This is a genomic window from Pseudomonas sp. TE21435, assembly GCF_056279265.1.
The window spans coordinates 1664630-1678571 of sequence record NZ_JBWBQZ010000001.1 but is presented as its reverse complement, the minus strand read 5'-3'; the positions used below and the strand labels follow the sequence as shown (position 1 = coordinate 1678571).

Here is a 13942-nt window from a genome sequence, read left to right as displayed (position 1 = left end):
GGAGTTACCCGCATGGGCATGTCACCCGCCAACACCCAGCGCCAACGGCGCCGGGCTTTCATCGGCGCCACCACCGGCCACCTGATCGAGTGGTACGACTACGGCGTCTACGGCTTCCTGGCCTTGTATATCGGCAAGGCCTTCTTTGTTTCCGACGACCCTACCAGCAGCTTGCTGGCGAGCTTCGCGGCCTTTGCCCTGAGCTTCTTCATCCGGCCCTTGGGCGGGCTGTTCTTCGGCCCGCTGGCGGACAAGATCGGCCGCCGCCGCACGCTGATCACGGTGCTGGTGATGATGGCCGGCTCCACCTTCCTGCTCGGCCTGCTGCCGACCTACGCCAGCATCGGCATCGCCGCGCCGGTGCTGCTGGTGCTGATCCGCTGTGTACAGGGCTTCTCCGCCGGGGGCGAGATTGGCACCATCACCAGCTTCATCTCCGAATACGCCGGCCCCGGCCGTCGGGGTTTCGCCACCTGCTGGCTGATGGTCACCGCGGTGCTCGGCCTGCTGCTGGGCGGTGCGGTGGCCAATGGCATGACCTGGGCCCTGGGCGCCGAGCTGATGCAGGAATGGGGCTGGCGGATTCCGTTCCTGATTGCCGGGCCCCTGGGTTTCATCTCGCTGTATATCCGCCTGAAGCTCGAGGACAGCCCGGAGTTCCTCGCCCTGGTGGAAGCCGGGCAGACCTCCAAGGCGCCGCTGCGCGAGGTGTGGCAGTGGAAGCGTTCGATTGCCCTGGTGTTCTTCATCATCACCTTGCACAGCTCGATCTTCTACCTGGTGCTGACCTTCGCCTCGACCTACATGTCCAACACGCTGAAGTTCGACAGCGGCACCACCTTGCTCTATGTGTTTGTCGCCAGCCTGTCGGCGGCGCTGGTGATGCCTTTCGGCGGCGCCTTCACCGACCGCTACGGGCGCAAGCCGTTCCTGATGGTGATCGGCACGTTGGCGACCCTGGCCATGTACTGGTTCTTCAAGACCGCGCCGGGCGCCACACCGGCCACTCTGTTCTGGCCGCTGATGGCGGTGGCGATCCTGTTCGGGCTGTATGCGTCGTCGACCTACGCGCTGATGAGCGAGCTGCTGCCGACGCGCATCCGCTCCACCGGCATCGCCATGGCCTACAACATCCCGGTGGCGGTGTTCGGCGGCAGCGCGCCGCTGATCTCCACCTGGCTGATCAAGGTGACCGGGGATATCACCGCGCCGTGGTACTTCTACGTGGGCACCGGCGTGGCGTCGCTGCTGGCGCTGGTGGTGCTGCGCCAGGAGGACTTCGTGGCCTGCAACCGTGCACCGACGCAAGAACGTCCGGTGGGGACGGTGCTGGCGGATTCTCAGGCTTGATGTAGCAGGGGGGGCTATCAGGCGCAGCGCCAATTCCGGAGCGGGGCGGCATTCTGTTACAGTCGCCGCCTCAGGTAATCGGCCCGAGGATGTACAAGGATGTCGCTGCACGATTGGTTCGGATTTGTCGTTGTCTCGATGGTGGTGACCTTGTCGCCAGGCCCGGGTGTCATCATGGCGTTGTCCAACTCGCTATCGCACGGGCCGAGGCGGGCGATGCTCGGTTCGCTGGGCAATGCGCTCGGGCTGCTGGTGGTGTCCACCGCCACCAGTGCGGGCCTCGGGGTACTGCTGCAGACCTCGGCCAGTGCCTTCCTGCTGCTCAAGGTGGTGGGCGCGAGCTACCTGATCTACCTCGGCGTCAAGCAGTGGAAAAGCCGCAGCAGTGCCTTCGACCAGCTCGAGCAACCGGTCAAGGCCCTGGTCAGCAACCGCCGGCTGATGCTCAACGGCGTGACGGTGGCGTTGACCAACCCGAAAGCCATCCTGTTCTTTGCCGCCTTCTTGCCGCAGTTCATGGGAACGGGCAACGGCGCCGATAGTCAGCTCGGGCTGCTGGTCGGCACCTTCGCCCTGTGCTCGATCCTGGCCCATGCTTTCTATGTCCTCCTGGCCCAGGCGTTGAAGCGCAAGCTGGCGGCACCGAACCGCGCCCGCCTGATGAATCGCCTGTTCGGCGTGTCGTTCATGACGCTGGGGGCCAGCCTGTTCACCGTTCAGGCCAAGACCGCCTGAGCCCAACGTTTTCCGATAGGTAGATTTCCATGGCACAAGCCACCGACCAGGCCTTCTACGACCGCGCCGATGCGCATGTGGAACTGGCCAACCAGCAGATCGAAAAGCTCGAGGACCTCGGCAAGGTCAGCGCTTCGATGACCTTCGCCGCCAGCCGCTTCAATGCCTGGATGGCGGCCCGCAGTTTCAAGTCCGCGGCGGAGATGGCTGCGGCGCGCGAGGAGTTGCTGAAGTACTTCAGCGAGCAGTACCGGATGATGCTCGAAGACAACCTTGACGAGCATATCCAGCACTTCGACCGCTATGTGCTGGGCAAGGACAGCTGAGCTCGCACGCAACCAGGACATCGACGAAAAAAACCCCACCGCTTCGGTGGGGTGGCATCAATGCAATGCGCCTTGTTCCTGCGCAGGCACGCCGAACGACACGTAGTAGGCCAGGCCGACAAAGATCGCCCCACCCACGGCGTTGCCCAGGAACACCGCCGCCAGGTTCTCCGCCAACTGCCCCCAGCTCAGGTAGCCGGCGAAGATCGCCGCCGGGATCAGGAACATGTTGGCCACCACATGCTGGAAGCCGATGGCGACGAAGGCCATGATCGGGAACCAGATGCCGAGGATCTTGCCGCTCATCTCGCGGCTGGCGTAGGACAGCCACACCGCCAGGCATACCAGCCAGTTGCAGCCGATACCGGAGACGAACGCGTGCAGGAAGTCGGCGCTGACCTTGCTGGTGGCGCCGGCCAGGGTCTTGCCCAGATACGCGCCCTCGGTCAGCCCCAGCAGATGGCCGAAGCAGTAGGCGACGAACAGCGCACCCAGCAGGTTGGCCAGGGTCACCAGGGTCCAGTTGCGCGCCACCGCCCGCAGGCGGATACGCCCGGCGAACATCGCCAGGGGCAGGCTCATCATGTTGCCGGTGAGCAGTTCGCCACCGGCCAGGATCACCAGGATCAGGCCGATGGGAAACACCGCGGCGCCGAGCAGTGTGCCGAACGAGGCCCACTGCGGGGGAATCATGGTGCTGACGTGGATCGCCAGCAGAAAGCCCAGGGAAATGAACGCGCCGGCCAGGAAGCCGAGAATCAAGGTGGCGCGGGTGGGCAGGTGGGCTTTGCGGGTGCCGGCTTCGATGACCAGCTCGGTGATCCGGGAGGGGGTATTCACAGACATTTCAACAACTCGAACGCAAGGATAACGGCGGTACCATTGGACGGATCTGGTAACGATGGGACGAGGCCAGCGCGGTTCGGCTCGTGGTGGAGGGAACAGGCAACTTCGAAGCGGGCGGCACGTTATCTGAGGCAATTTGACGCGGTCAAATCGATAGGCTGGATGAGTTGATAGAGCGCATCTATGAGGTGCGGTTGTTCAGCCGCGCTGTGCTATACCACAAGCGATCAAACCCTGCGTGAGAGGAAGCCTTGGTGAATACAGTCGAGATCGAGCCGCAGGCTGTCGACAGCCCGATCACCCGTAGTGCGATGTTTCTGGTGGCCACGCTCAATCCGGGAGAGCAACCTGTGGCCGCTGTGCGGGCGCTGTGCGCCGACCTTGGCGGCCTGGTGCGTTCCGTGGGCAAGCGGGTGCCGGCCGGTAACTTGTCTTGCGTCATCGGCTTCGGCGCGGTGGCCTGGGCGGGTTTGTTCGGTGCGCCGCAACCGGCCGGCCTGCATGTCTTTCGGGAATGCGGCAGTGGTTCGCGCAAGGCGCTTGCCACACCGGGCGACATTCTTCTGCATATCCGCGCCGAGCACATGGACCTGTGTTTCGAGCTGGCGGCATTGCTGGTCAAGCGCCTGGCGGGGGCGGTGACGGTGGTCGATGAAGTGCAGGGGTTCCGCTATTTCGACATGCGCAGCATCATCGGCTTCGTCGATGGCACCGAGAACCCCGGTCCGCGGGATGTGGCGCGCTTCACCCTGGTAGGCGACGAGGACCCGGCGTTTGCCGGCGGCAGCTATGTGCTGGTGCAGAAGTACCTGCATGACATGGCCGGCTGGGAGGCGCTGTCGACCCAGGAGCAGGAGCGCATCATCGGGCGCACCAAGCTGGCCGACATCGAGCTGGATGCCGCGAGCAAGCCCAGTTGCTCGCACAGTTCGCTGACCACCCTGGAAGAGGGTGGGCAAGAGGTCAAGATCCTGCGCGACAACATGCCCTTCGGCCGCCCCGGGGCCGGGGAGTTCGGTACCTATTTCATCGGTTACGCCCGCTCGCCCGCGCCGATTGAGCAGATGCTCGAAAACATGTTCGTCGGCAAGCCGCCGGGCAACTACGATCGTTTGCTGGACTACAGTCGTGCTGTTACAGGTGGTTTGTTCTTCGTGCCGCCGGTGGATTTCCTCGAGCAGGCCGCTGAATGACATTTCACCCGCACGCTTGAAACGAGGGGCAGGGCCGTGCAGTATTGCGCCGCATTACATGGTACATGCCATGGTACGCATAGGTGGAATGAGCAATGGCCCGCAATGGCATAGACAAGGCTTCCGTGCAGCAGGCACGGCAGGCGCTGATGGCCCGGGGTGAACACCCCAGTATCGATGCGGTACGTATCGAGTTGGGCAACACCGGCTCGAAGACCACTATCCACCGCTACCTCAAGGAACTCGACCGGCAGCCGCTGGAGTTGCTGGGTAGCCAGGGAGCCTTGAGCGAACCGTTGGCGCGATTGGTCGAACAACTGGCCGCCCAGCTGCAGGAGGAAGGGCAGGCCCGGATCGCCGCCGCCGAGCAGGCGGCGCAGGCGCGTTGTGCGGCGATGCAGGCCGAGCTGCAACTGACCCAGCGCGACCTGGCCGGCGCGCTGCGTCAGGTCGAGGCCCTGACCGCTGCGCTGCACGCCGAGACCCAACGGCTCACGGTTGCCCAGGCCAGCCTGCAGGCCGAGCAGTTGCGCAGCGCCAGCCTCAGCCAGTCACAGGGTGAGTTGCAAGCGCGCCTGGCCGACAAGGACGGGCAACTGCGCGCCAGCCTCGAGCAGCATCAGCAGGATCAACGCCGCAACGAGACCCAGGTGCGCCAGCTGCAAGGCCAGTTGCAGACCTTGCAGCAGGGCGCCTTGGCGCGTCAGGACGAGCTGACGCGCCTGCACCGCGACAATGAGCGCCTGCTCGCCGAACATCGCCAGGCCACGGCACAGGGCACGCTGCTGGATGAGCAACTGCAGCAGCGTGACGCGCAGGTGCAGGGCTTGCGCGCCATCCTGGCCCAGGCTCAGGGCGCCAACGACGAGATGCGTCGACAGCTGGCAGCCCGAGCAGCGGACACATCGACCCTGTAGAACATCGCTGCGACAGATGCGCCGTTTGTTCAAGTGTCTCGCTCAGGCACCAGGCAACACTGGCGGCTCCAACCATGACTGGAGCCCTCCATGCGCATCTTCTATGCCCCGTGTTTCTTCTTCGGTTTCATCGCCACCGCCGTGTGGCTGATCAATCTTGGCGCCGACATTCTCTGGCTGCTGCCCTTGCTCGGCGTGGCGATCCTGCTGTCGTTCACCTGCGAAGCGCTGTGCCCCTACAAATCTGCCTGGAGCGAGGCGGCAGGCGAAGGCGGGCGTGATGGACTGCACGCACTGGTCAACGAAACACTCAATATCGCCAGCATCGCAGCCATCCCGCTGTTCGCCGGCTGGCTGCCCGCCACAAGCCTGTGGCCCAGCCACTGGCCCGTGCTGGGGCAACTGTTGCTGGCGCTGCCCCTGGCCGACCTGGGGATCACCCTGGTGCACTACGCCAGTCATCGCAGCGCATTGCTCTGGCGCCTGCACGCGGTGCATCACAGTGTGACTCGGCTGTACGGTTTCAATGGCTTGATGAAGCACCCGCTGCACCAGATGGCCGAGGGGTTGGGCGGCGTACTTCCGTTGCTGCTGCTGGGTTTGCCGCAGGACGTGGCGGCGTTGCTGGCGTTCTGCATAGCGGTCCAGCTGCTGTTGCAACACAGCAATGTCGACATGCGCATCGGCGTTCTGCGCCACCTTTTCGCCTGGGCCCCCGTGCACCGGCTGCACCACCTGAAGTACGGCACCCTGGGCGACGTCAACTTCGCGCTGTTCTTCCCCGTATGGGATCGCTTGCTCGGCACTGCCCTTCACCTGCCGGAGTATGGGTTGGCCGATGACGACATGGGCATCGGCGACCGTCCGGACTACCCGCAAACGTACCTTGCGCAACTGCGTGAGCCGTTCCGCCCAGTGGCCACGGCGCAACCACCGGCACCCTTGCCGAAAAGGCTGAGCCAGGCGCTACGCCAGCACGTCTGAGCGCAGATGGCGCAGGGCTTCGCTGGCGCGGATGCCGAATTGCTGGCGCAGGCTGCGGCTCAGGTGCGCCGAGTCGGCGAAGCCGGCGGCCATGGCCGCCTCGGTCAAGCTGGCGCCGGCCAGCGCCGCGCCCAGGGCCACGCGCAGGCGTTGCCACAGCACCATGCGCCGTACCGACAGCCCCAGGCGGCCACTGAACAGGCGCTCGAGCTGGCTGACTGACAGCGCCGCTGCCTGTGCCAGCTCGGTGGCCGGCAGGCGCTGCTCGTCCACTGCGCGAATTCGTGCCAGGGCCCGCGCCAGGCGCGGATCCAACGGGCGGCGCGGTGCCTGGCGCAACGCCTGGGCCAGGCTGGTGATATCGCGGGGGGCTTGCTGGCAAACGTCGAGCAGGGTCTCCAGGGAAAACGCCAGGGGCTCGGCGAACAAGGTGATGCAGGCGGTGCCGGGCGCGAGAATGGCGTGGGGCTGCAACGAGGCGATGGCCAGCATGTCGCCGCGATGCTGTTCGCCATTGACCTGCAGGCACGCTTCGCCCTCAAGGGCAAGCAGTACCTGGTGGGCATAGTGGGCATGGACACCGGTGTGGCCCGCCGTGCCGAGCAGCAGGCCGTGGTCATCGGCCAGCCAGAGCCGACCTCGCCAGGCGCTGTGCTGTGGTTCGTTCATTGCGGGTTCCCTATCCGTTTCGGCGCTCGTTCACTCATGCGAGTGGATATCGTTCAAAGGCCGATTATGCTTGAAGTGACTTGCCGCGATTCGGGGCCGATGCCTCGTCGTGCTTCGCGCAGCCTGCAATGCCTTTTGGCCTGGGTGCGTGCTTTGGCTACCTGATGGAGCACTCCGGTCTACCACAACCAGACGGAGGCGACCCATGGCGGTCCTTGACAGCGCATCCACGGGCAGTAGCGCGCCCCAACGTGGCATCACCCGGGAGGAGCGCAAGGTCATCTTCGCCTCTTCGCTGGGCACCGTGTTCGAATGGTACGACTTCTACCTGTACGGCTCGCTGGCGGCAATCATCGCCAAGCACTTTTTCGCCGGGGTCAACGAAACCACTTCGTTCATCTTTGCCTTGCTGGCTTTCGCCGCCGGCTTTGCCGTGCGGCCGTTCGGCGCCATCGTGTTCGGTCGCCTGGGCGACATGATCGGGCGCAAGCACACCTTCCTCATCACCATCGTGATCATGGGCGTGTCCACCGCGGTGGTCGGGTTGCTGCCCAGCTATGCGACGATCGGCGTGGCCGCGCCGGTGATCCTCATCACCCTGCGGCTGTTGCAGGGGCTGGCATTGGGTGGGGAGTACGGCGGCGCTGCCACCTATGTGGCCGAGCATGCGCCCAAGGGCAAGCGCGGGTTCTTCACCGCGTGGATCCAGACCACCGCCACCCTCGGGCTGTTCCTGTCGCTGCTGGTGATCCTGGCCTGTCGTACGGCCATGGGCACCGAGGCGTTCGAGGACTGGGGCTGGCGGATACCATTCCTGCTGTCGATCCTGCTGCTGGCAATCTCGGTGTACATCCGCCTGCAACTCAACGAGTCGCCGGTGTTCATGAAGATGAAGGCCGAGGGCAAGGCGTCGAAGGCGCCGCTGACCGAATCGTTCGCCCGTTGGGACAACCTCAAGGTGGTGATCATGGCGCTACTCGGTGGCACCGCCGGCCAGGCGGTGGTGTGGTACACCGGGCAGTTCTACGCGCTGTTCTTCCTGCTGCAGACACTGAAGATCGACCCGCAGACCGCCAACCTGCTGATCGCAGGTTCCCTGCTGATCGGCACGCCGTTCTTCATCGTCTTCGGCAGCCTGTCCGACCGCATCGGGCGCAAGAAGATCATCATGGCCGGCTGCATCATTGCCGCGTTGACCTATTTCCCGATCTTCAAGGCGCTGACCGAGTACGGCAACCCGGATGTGTTCGTCGCCCAGGAGCAGAACCCGGTCGTGGTGGTGGCCGACCCCGGGCAGTGCGCCTTCCAGTTCGACCCGGTGGGCAAGGCCCGCTTCACCAGTTCCTGCGACATTGCCAAGAGCCTGCTGGCCAAGCGGGCGATCCCGTACGAGAACGAAAAGGCCGAGCCTGGCAGCGTGGCGCAGATCCGTATCGGCGAGCGGGTGATCCCGAGTTTCGAGGGGACCGGTCTGGCCGCGGCTGAACTGAAGACTCAGGCCGACGCTTTCACCGCCACGCTGACCGGCGCCCTGAAAGAGGCCGGTTATCCCGAGAAGGCGGACCCTGCGAAGATCCATTACCCGATGGTGTTGCTGCTGCTGACCATCCTGGTGATATACGTGACCATGGTCTATGGGCCGATCGCCGCCTGGCTGGTGGAGCTGTTCCCGGCGCGGATCCGCTACACCTCGATGTCGCTGCCGTATCACATCGGCAACGGCTGGTTCGGTGGTTTTCTGCCAACGGTGGCCTTCGCCATGGTGGCGGCGACCGGGGACATCTACTACGGGCTGTGGTATCCGATCGTCATTGCGGTGATGACCGCGGTGTTGGGCATCTTCTTCCTGCCTGAGACCAAGGACCGGGATATCCATCACACCTGAAGGATGAAGGTCCGCTCCTGCAGAAGTCGCCCGATTCACGCCCTCGCTGCAGGAGCGGCCCTGGTCAGTCGAAGTAACCGCGCAAGCTATACCGGTAGCCGACATCCACCTCCGAGGCCTGTGGGCGCGCATAGGCCTTTTTCATGACGAATTCGAACGCCGGTTCGTACAATCCGTCGCGCACCACGGCGCCCGCGAGCACTTCCACCGAGTACCAGCCGTTGTCCAGTTCGATGATCGGCCGCCCCGGCTCCTGGTAGCGCGCCAGCAGATCACCCAGGGTCTTGTTGGTGAAGTGCTGCAGGATGCGCCAGGTGAAGAGCATCACCGCGCCGTGTTCGACCCTTAGCACATGGCCCTGGCGACGATGCTTGAGGCGGCTGCCAGGCTCGAGCAGTGCCGGGGTGCGTTCGTCGAGGGTGAACAGGATGCGGTAGGGCAGGTTGTCGACGCCGGCCAGCGGCAGGATCACGCCTTGCTGCACCGCCAGGTCGCCACTGTCGCCGCGGGTGAAGGCGCGCGCCAGGTCGTCGGGCAGGTCTTGGTCTTCCTTGAACTGTTCGAGCAACTGGATATCGCCCAGCAGGAAATAGTCGACCAGGTCGTTGAGCACTTCGCTGAATTCGTAGCGCATGGGGTGTCCTTGGTTCTTGCTGCGCCGGGGGAAGTCAGCAATGTAGCAGCCCCAGCGAGGGGCGCCATCACTCGCGATAGCGACACTTCAGACTGGCTTCAGATTCGCCCTCGATACTGCCTCCACTGAAATGAGCGGGGGCCCGTCATGACCGAGCTGAATTGGAACACCCTGTTTCCCGTGGCCATTGGCTGCCATGCGCAACACCAGGCCCGACTTCTGCTGCATGGGCCGGGTACGCCAGGTCGACTCGAACTGGAGCGGTTCATTCACGCGCGCTTCGCCTGTGTGCATCACGCTGACGTGCATCATTACCTGCCCGAACTGCTGGGGCTGCATGATCGCCATGACCGGCTGATCGCCGCCGCCGGCTTACGCCTGGCCGGCAGTGCGCCGTTGTTCCTGGAGCGCTACCTCGATGTGCCGCTGGAAAGCGCCGTGGCGAACGTGGCGGCGGGGTCGGTCACCCGAGAGCAGCTGGTGGAAGTGGGCAACCTGGCGGCGCTCAGTGCCGGCAGCGCGCGGATCATGATCGTCGCGGTGACCTGGCTGCTGGCGGCACGCGGCCTGCAGTGGGTGGCATTCACTGGCGCGGCGACCTTGCTCAACAGTTTCCGCCGACTGGGGCTGGAGCCCACGGTCGTGGCGCAGGCGGCTGCCCACCGTCTGGGCGAGGAGTCCGGCAGTTGGGGCAGTTACTACGCACAGCAACCCCAGGTATTCGTCGGCAATATCGGGCTAGGCCACGCGGCACTGGCCCGTGCGGGCATGTTCGAACGGCTGGGCCTGCCGGTGGCGAAGCAGGAGAGCGGTCATGCCGCATGACATCGAGGCGTTCTTCGAAACGCTGCAGGTCCATGCCCGCCACCGTGGCGAGCAACCGGCGCTGCTGGGCAGTGATGAACGTTTCAGCTATGCGCAGTTGCTGGGTGAGGTTCGCCAGCGGGTGCACTGGCTGCGCGAACAACCTGCCGGCACCTTCGCCCTGGCAGTGGATAACGGCCCGCAAGCCCTGCTGTGGGACCTTGCCGCGTTACTGGCCGAGCGCCCGATCCTGCTGCTGCCGGGCTTTTTCAGCGCGGCCCAGCGGCGCCACTGCCTGACGCAGGGTGGCGTGTCACTGGTGCTGGCCGACAGCGCGCTGGCCGATGAGCTGCAAGCCTGTGGTTTCACTCGCGGCACGCGGTTCTGGCACCGTGACCCGCTTGCGTCACCGCGACTGCCGCACGGCACCGCCAAGATCACCTACACCTCCGGCAGTACCGGTGCGCCCAAGGGCGTTTGCCTGGGAGCCGCGTCGATGCTGCAGGTCGCCCGCGAGCTGGAAACGGCCAGCCGTGAGGCGGCGCCGGGCAAGTACCTGGCCGTGCTGCCGCTGGCGGTGTTGCTGGAAAACCTGGGGGTGTACGCGGCGCTTCTGGCCGGCGCCGTGGTCATGCTCTATCCGCAGGCGCAACTGGGCATCCGCGGCGCCAGCCAGGTGGACTTCGCGCGTCTGCTCGGGGCGATCGCCCTGAGCGGCGCAGAGAGCCTGATCCTGGTCCCGCAGCTTTTGCTGGGGCTGGTCACGGCCATCGAGCGCGGGGTCATGCGTGTCGGTCCGTTGCGTTTTGTCGCCGTGGGCGGTGCCCGGGTGGCCGCCAGCCTGCTGGCGCGTGCTGCTGCGGTGGGCCTGCCGGTGTACGAAGGCTACGGCTTGTCCGAGTGCGCATCGGTAGTGTGCCTGAACCGCCCCGGGGCGCTGCGTCCGGGCAGTGCCGGCCGGCCGCTGCCCCATGTGCAGGTGCGCATTGCCGAGGACGGCGAGGTGCTGGTGGCCGGCTCGACCTTGCTCGGTTACCTCGGCGAGCCTGTGTTCGACGGCCAGTGGTGGCCGACCGGCGACCTCGGCCAGCTTGATCGCGACGGCTACCTGCACCTGGCCGGGCGCAAGAAGCACCAGTTCATCACCAGCTTCGGGCGTAACGTCAACCCTGAATGGGTCGAGGCCGAGCTGACCCAGGGAGGGGTCATCGCCCAGGCCTTCGTGCACGGCGAGGGCCTGCCGGGCAACCTGGCGTTGCTCTGGCCGCTGGACTCGCAGGCCAGCGACGAACAGATCGAGCGGGCGGTTCGCCAGTGCAACGATGGCCTGCCGGACTATGCCCGGGTACATGCCTGGCGACGCTTGTCTGAGCCGTTGAATGCCGAGGCGGGGACCCTCACGCCCAATGGCCGCCCACGCCGCGAGGCGATCCTGCTGCATTACCAGTCCCTGTTGTCCGTTCTTCAACAAGCATGAGGTTCGCCATGTCCTTTTTCGAAAACCTGCAAGCACAGACCGCCCGCGAGCGCGAAGCGCTGTTCGGTGTCCCGGTGATCCGCGATGCCCTGGGTGGGGTGGTGAGCGTGGAGGGTTATGTGGCCTTCCTGGCCCAGGCCTACCACCATGTGCGCCATACCGTTCCGTTGATGATGGCCTGTGGCGCCCGTCTGCCGTCGCGTCTGGAGTGGCTGCGTGGCGCCGTGTGTGAATACATCGACGAGGAATACGGTCACGAACGCTGGATCCTCAACGACATCGCCGCCTGTGGCGGTGACCCGGACAAGGTCCGCGACGGTCGTCCTGCGTTGTCGATCGAGCTGATGGTCGCGTTCCTCTACGACCTGATCGCCCGGGGCAACCCGGTGGGGCTGTTCGGCATGGTCAATGTACTCGAGGGTACCAGTATCGCCCTGGCCACCCAGGCCGCCGGCAGGATACAGGGTAGCCTGGGGCTCCCGGACGAAGCGTTCAGCTACCTCAATTCCCATGGCGCCCTCGACCAGGACCATATGGTGACCTACCGCAGCCTGATGGATCGCCTGGACGACAGTGGCGATCAGCAGGCGGTGATCCATGCCGCCAAGGTGGTGTACCGCCTGTACAGCGAAATGTTCCAGCACCTGCCACGGGCAGGCCAGAGCGAGGTGCGGCATGCGCTTGCCTGACTGCGTGGTGGTGCTGACCGGGGCCAGTGGCGGGATCGGCCTGGAACTGGCCGAGCAGCTATGTGTCGCTGGCGCACGGGTGCTGGCCGTGAGCCGGCACCTGGGCCAGCTGGCGCAGTTGATGAACCGTTTTCCGCAACAATTGCGTTGGCAAGCGGCCGACCTGCGCTGTGCCCAGAGTCGCCAGGACGTGCTGGCAGCCGCGCGGTCCATGGGGGGCGTCAACGTGCTGATCAACGCCGCCGGGATCAATCGCTTCGCCTTGCTCGACCAGCTTGACGAGGCGGCGCTCGACGAGCTGCTGGATATCAACCTCAAGGCCGCGCTGCAACTGACCCGTGCCTGCCTGCCACTGCTACGCGATCAGCCTAGGGCTCTGGTGGTCAATGTTGGCTCCACCTATGGCTCGATCGGCTACCCCGGCTATGCCGCCTACTGCGCCAGCAAGTTCGCCCTGCGCGGCTTTTCCGAAGCGCTGCGCCGCGAACTGGCCGACACCCCGGTGAATGTGCTGTACGCCGCGCCACGGGCAACGCGCACGGCGATGAACAGCAATGCCGCCACGGCGCTCAACCAGGCGCTGAAGGTGGGCGTGGACCAGCCACGGGATGTGGCCCGCGCGGTGCTCGACGCGGTCCAGGCCGAGCGCAGCGAGCTGTACCTGGGCTGGCCGGAAAAACTCTTCGTGCGCTTGAACGGCATGCTGCCCGGGCTGGTTGATCGTGCCCTGCGCAAGCAACTGCCGCTGATTCGCCGCTTTAGCGCCCATCCGGGCAAGGAGTCAGGCAAATGAAACGTCTGCTATTGGCCAGTGTGCTGGCCTTTTCGCCCTTTGTCTGGGCCCTCGACCAGGCCGGCAACCAACGCCTGAGCGAGGTGCAACAGCGCTGGGCGCAGATTCAGTACCAACTGCCCGAAGGGCAGCGCGCCAAAGCCTTCGAGGCGCTGGCCGTGGACGCGGCGGGGTTTGTCCGTCAGTACCCGGGCTCGGCGGAGCCGTTGATCTGGGAGGGTATCGTCAACAGCAGCTGGGCCGGTGCCACCGGCGGGCTCGGCGCGCTGGGCAAAGTCAAGGCCGCCCGTGCCAGCCTGGAGAAGGCGCTGGCGCTGGACCCCAAGGCCCTGCAAGGGTCGGCCTACACCAGCCTGGGGGCGTTGTACGACCGGGTACCGGGCTGGCCCCTGGGTTTCGGCGACCAGGACAAGGCCGAAGCGATGCTGCGCCAGGCCCTGGCGATCAACCCCGATGGTATCGACAGCAACTACTTCTGGGCCGACCACCTGTACCGGCAGAACCGTTATGGTGAAGCCCGCACTGCCCTGGACAAGGCCCTGCGCGCCGCGCCGCGGCCAGGCCGTGCGCTGGCAGACCAGGGCCGGCGCGGGGAAATCGATGCTTTACTCAAGGCCATCGAAGACAAACAGGACTGAGC

Annotated in this window: 15 protein-coding genes; 12 read left to right on the top strand and 3 right to left on the bottom strand. The window is 65.3% G+C overall.

Annotated elements, in window-relative coordinates:
* Positions 1-12 precede the first annotated feature (12 nt).
* From ACZ9C1_RS07555 to ACZ9C1_RS07545, 3 genes are all read left to right on the top strand, one after another.
* On the top strand, positions 13-1350 hold the full coding sequence (locus ACZ9C1_RS07555; protein ID WP_102682435.1) for an MFS transporter: 1338 nt from the start codon (positions 13-15) through the stop codon (positions 1348-1350).
* 99 nt (positions 1351-1449) lie between these two features.
* On the top strand, positions 1450-2085 hold the full coding sequence (locus ACZ9C1_RS07550) for a LysE family translocator (protein WP_139670502.1): 636 nt from the start codon (positions 1450-1452) through the stop codon (positions 2083-2085).
* A gap of 29 nt (positions 2086-2114) precedes the next feature.
* The gene (locus tag ACZ9C1_RS07545; protein WP_102682437.1) at positions 2115-2411 is read left to right on the top strand and encodes a DUF3144 domain-containing protein; all 297 of its coding nucleotides are present in this window, start codon (positions 2115-2117) and stop codon (positions 2409-2411) included.
* A gap of 57 nt (positions 2412-2468) precedes the next feature.
* On the opposite strand, the gene ACZ9C1_RS07540 is transcribed toward ACZ9C1_RS07545, so the two are convergent.
* A complete protein-coding gene (locus tag ACZ9C1_RS07540; RefSeq protein WP_111532299.1) occupies positions 2469-3257 on the bottom strand; it encodes a formate/nitrite transporter family protein in 789 nt (262 codons plus the stop codon).
* Between the two features lie 254 nt (positions 3258-3511).
* On the opposite strand from ACZ9C1_RS07540, the gene ACZ9C1_RS07535 reads away from it, so the two are divergent.
* The 3 genes from ACZ9C1_RS07535 (at position 3512) to ACZ9C1_RS07525 (ending at position 6351) form a co-directional block, all read left to right on the top strand.
* Positions 3512-4450, top strand: coding sequence for a Dyp-type peroxidase (locus ACZ9C1_RS07535; RefSeq protein WP_457378623.1), 939 nt, complete (start codon positions 3512-3514; stop codon positions 4448-4450).
* Between the two features lie 95 nt (positions 4451-4545).
* Entirely contained in the window at positions 4546-5367 is an 822-nt protein-coding gene (locus tag ACZ9C1_RS07530) for a DNA-binding protein (protein WP_139670508.1), read from the top strand.
* A gap of 90 nt (positions 5368-5457) precedes the next feature.
* A complete protein-coding gene (locus ACZ9C1_RS07525) occupies positions 5458-6351 on the top strand; it encodes a sterol desaturase family protein (RefSeq protein ID WP_258600627.1) in 894 nt (297 codons plus the stop codon).
* Here ACZ9C1_RS07525 and ACZ9C1_RS07520 read toward each other — a convergent pair.
* Positions 6334-7020, bottom strand: coding sequence for a helix-turn-helix domain-containing protein (locus ACZ9C1_RS07520; protein ID WP_430943956.1), 687 nt, complete (start codon positions 7018-7020; stop codon positions 6334-6336). The two genes, ACZ9C1_RS07525 and ACZ9C1_RS07520, sit on opposite strands and share 18 nt — an antisense overlap.
* 205 nt (positions 7021-7225) lie before the next feature.
* On the opposite strand from ACZ9C1_RS07520, the gene ACZ9C1_RS07515 reads away from it, so the two are divergent.
* On the top strand, positions 7226-8905 hold the full coding sequence (locus ACZ9C1_RS07515) for an MFS transporter (protein ID WP_102682442.1): 1680 nt from the start codon (positions 7226-7228) through the stop codon (positions 8903-8905).
* A gap of 64 nt (positions 8906-8969) precedes the next feature.
* Here ACZ9C1_RS07515 and ACZ9C1_RS07510 read toward each other — a convergent pair whose 3' ends face one another.
* Positions 8970-9539, bottom strand: coding sequence for a hypothetical protein (locus ACZ9C1_RS07510; RefSeq protein WP_139670514.1), 570 nt, complete (start codon positions 9537-9539; stop codon positions 8970-8972).
* Between the two features lie 147 nt (positions 9540-9686).
* Here ACZ9C1_RS07510 and ACZ9C1_RS07505 point away from each other — a divergent pair, with 147 nt between their 5' ends.
* The 5 genes from ACZ9C1_RS07505 to ACZ9C1_RS07485 are packed head-to-tail and all read left to right on the top strand — an operon-like array spanning position 9687 to position 13940.
* Positions 9687-10364, top strand: a complete 678-nt coding sequence (locus tag ACZ9C1_RS07505) for a thermostable hemolysin (RefSeq protein ID WP_277504541.1) — start codon at positions 9687-9689, stop codon at positions 10362-10364.
* Positions 10354-11820 (top strand): AMP-binding protein, encoded by a 1467-nt coding sequence (locus ACZ9C1_RS07500; protein WP_277504540.1) that lies wholly within the window; start codon positions 10354-10356, stop codon positions 11818-11820. Before ACZ9C1_RS07505 ends, ACZ9C1_RS07500 begins: the two co-directional genes overlap by 11 nt.
* An 8-nt stretch (positions 11821-11828) precedes the next feature.
* Entirely contained in the window at positions 11829-12509 is a 681-nt protein-coding gene (locus ACZ9C1_RS07495; protein WP_139670518.1) for a TenA family transcriptional regulator, read from the top strand.
* Positions 12496-13302, top strand: coding sequence for an SDR family oxidoreductase (locus tag ACZ9C1_RS07490; protein ID WP_110702196.1), 807 nt, complete (start codon positions 12496-12498; stop codon positions 13300-13302). Before ACZ9C1_RS07495 ends, ACZ9C1_RS07490 begins: the two co-directional genes overlap by 14 nt.
* The gene (locus tag ACZ9C1_RS07485) at positions 13299-13940 is read left to right on the top strand and encodes a tetratricopeptide repeat protein (protein ID WP_110702194.1); all 642 of its coding nucleotides are present in this window, start codon (positions 13299-13301) and stop codon (positions 13938-13940) included. Before ACZ9C1_RS07490 ends, ACZ9C1_RS07485 begins: the two co-directional genes overlap by 4 nt.
* The last annotated feature ends 2 nt before the right edge of the window (positions 13941-13942 follow it).

Excerpts from the sequence above, each read along its gene's own strand:
- ACZ9C1_RS07555 (WP_102682435.1), top strand. The coding sequence starts at position 13 with ATGGGCATGTCACCCGCCAACACCCAGCGCCAACGGCGCCGGGCTTTC.
- ACZ9C1_RS07550 (WP_139670502.1), top strand. The coding sequence starts at position 1,450 with ATGTCGCTGCACGATTGGTTCGGATTTGTCGTTGTCTCGATGGTGGTG.
- ACZ9C1_RS07545 (WP_102682437.1), top strand. The coding sequence starts at position 2,115 with ATGGCACAAGCCACCGACCAGGCCTTCTACGACCGCGCCGATGCGCAT.
- ACZ9C1_RS07540 (WP_111532299.1), bottom strand. The coding sequence starts at position 3,257 with ATGTCTGTGAATACCCCCTCCCGGATCACCGAGCTGGTCATCGAAGCC.
- ACZ9C1_RS07530 (WP_139670508.1), top strand. The coding sequence starts at position 4,546 with ATGGCCCGCAATGGCATAGACAAGGCTTCCGTGCAGCAGGCACGGCAG.
- ACZ9C1_RS07525 (WP_258600627.1), top strand. The coding sequence starts at position 5,458 with ATGCGCATCTTCTATGCCCCGTGTTTCTTCTTCGGTTTCATCGCCACC.
- ACZ9C1_RS07520 (WP_430943956.1), bottom strand. The coding sequence starts at position 7,020 with ATGAACGAACCACAGCACAGCGCCTGGCGAGGTCGGCTCTGGCTGGCC.
- ACZ9C1_RS07515 (WP_102682442.1), top strand. The coding sequence starts at position 7,226 with ATGGCGGTCCTTGACAGCGCATCCACGGGCAGTAGCGCGCCCCAACGT.
- ACZ9C1_RS07510 (WP_139670514.1), bottom strand. The coding sequence starts at position 9,539 with ATGCGCTACGAATTCAGCGAAGTGCTCAACGACCTGGTCGACTATTTC.
- ACZ9C1_RS07505 (WP_277504541.1), top strand. The coding sequence starts at position 9,687 with ATGACCGAGCTGAATTGGAACACCCTGTTTCCCGTGGCCATTGGCTGC.
- ACZ9C1_RS07500 (WP_277504540.1), top strand. The coding sequence starts at position 10,354 with ATGCCGCATGACATCGAGGCGTTCTTCGAAACGCTGCAGGTCCATGCC.
- ACZ9C1_RS07495 (WP_139670518.1), top strand. The coding sequence starts at position 11,829 with ATGTCCTTTTTCGAAAACCTGCAAGCACAGACCGCCCGCGAGCGCGAA.
- ACZ9C1_RS07490 (WP_110702196.1), top strand. The coding sequence starts at position 12,496 with ATGCGCTTGCCTGACTGCGTGGTGGTGCTGACCGGGGCCAGTGGCGGG.
- ACZ9C1_RS07485 (WP_110702194.1), top strand. The coding sequence starts at position 13,299 with ATGAAACGTCTGCTATTGGCCAGTGTGCTGGCCTTTTCGCCCTTTGTC.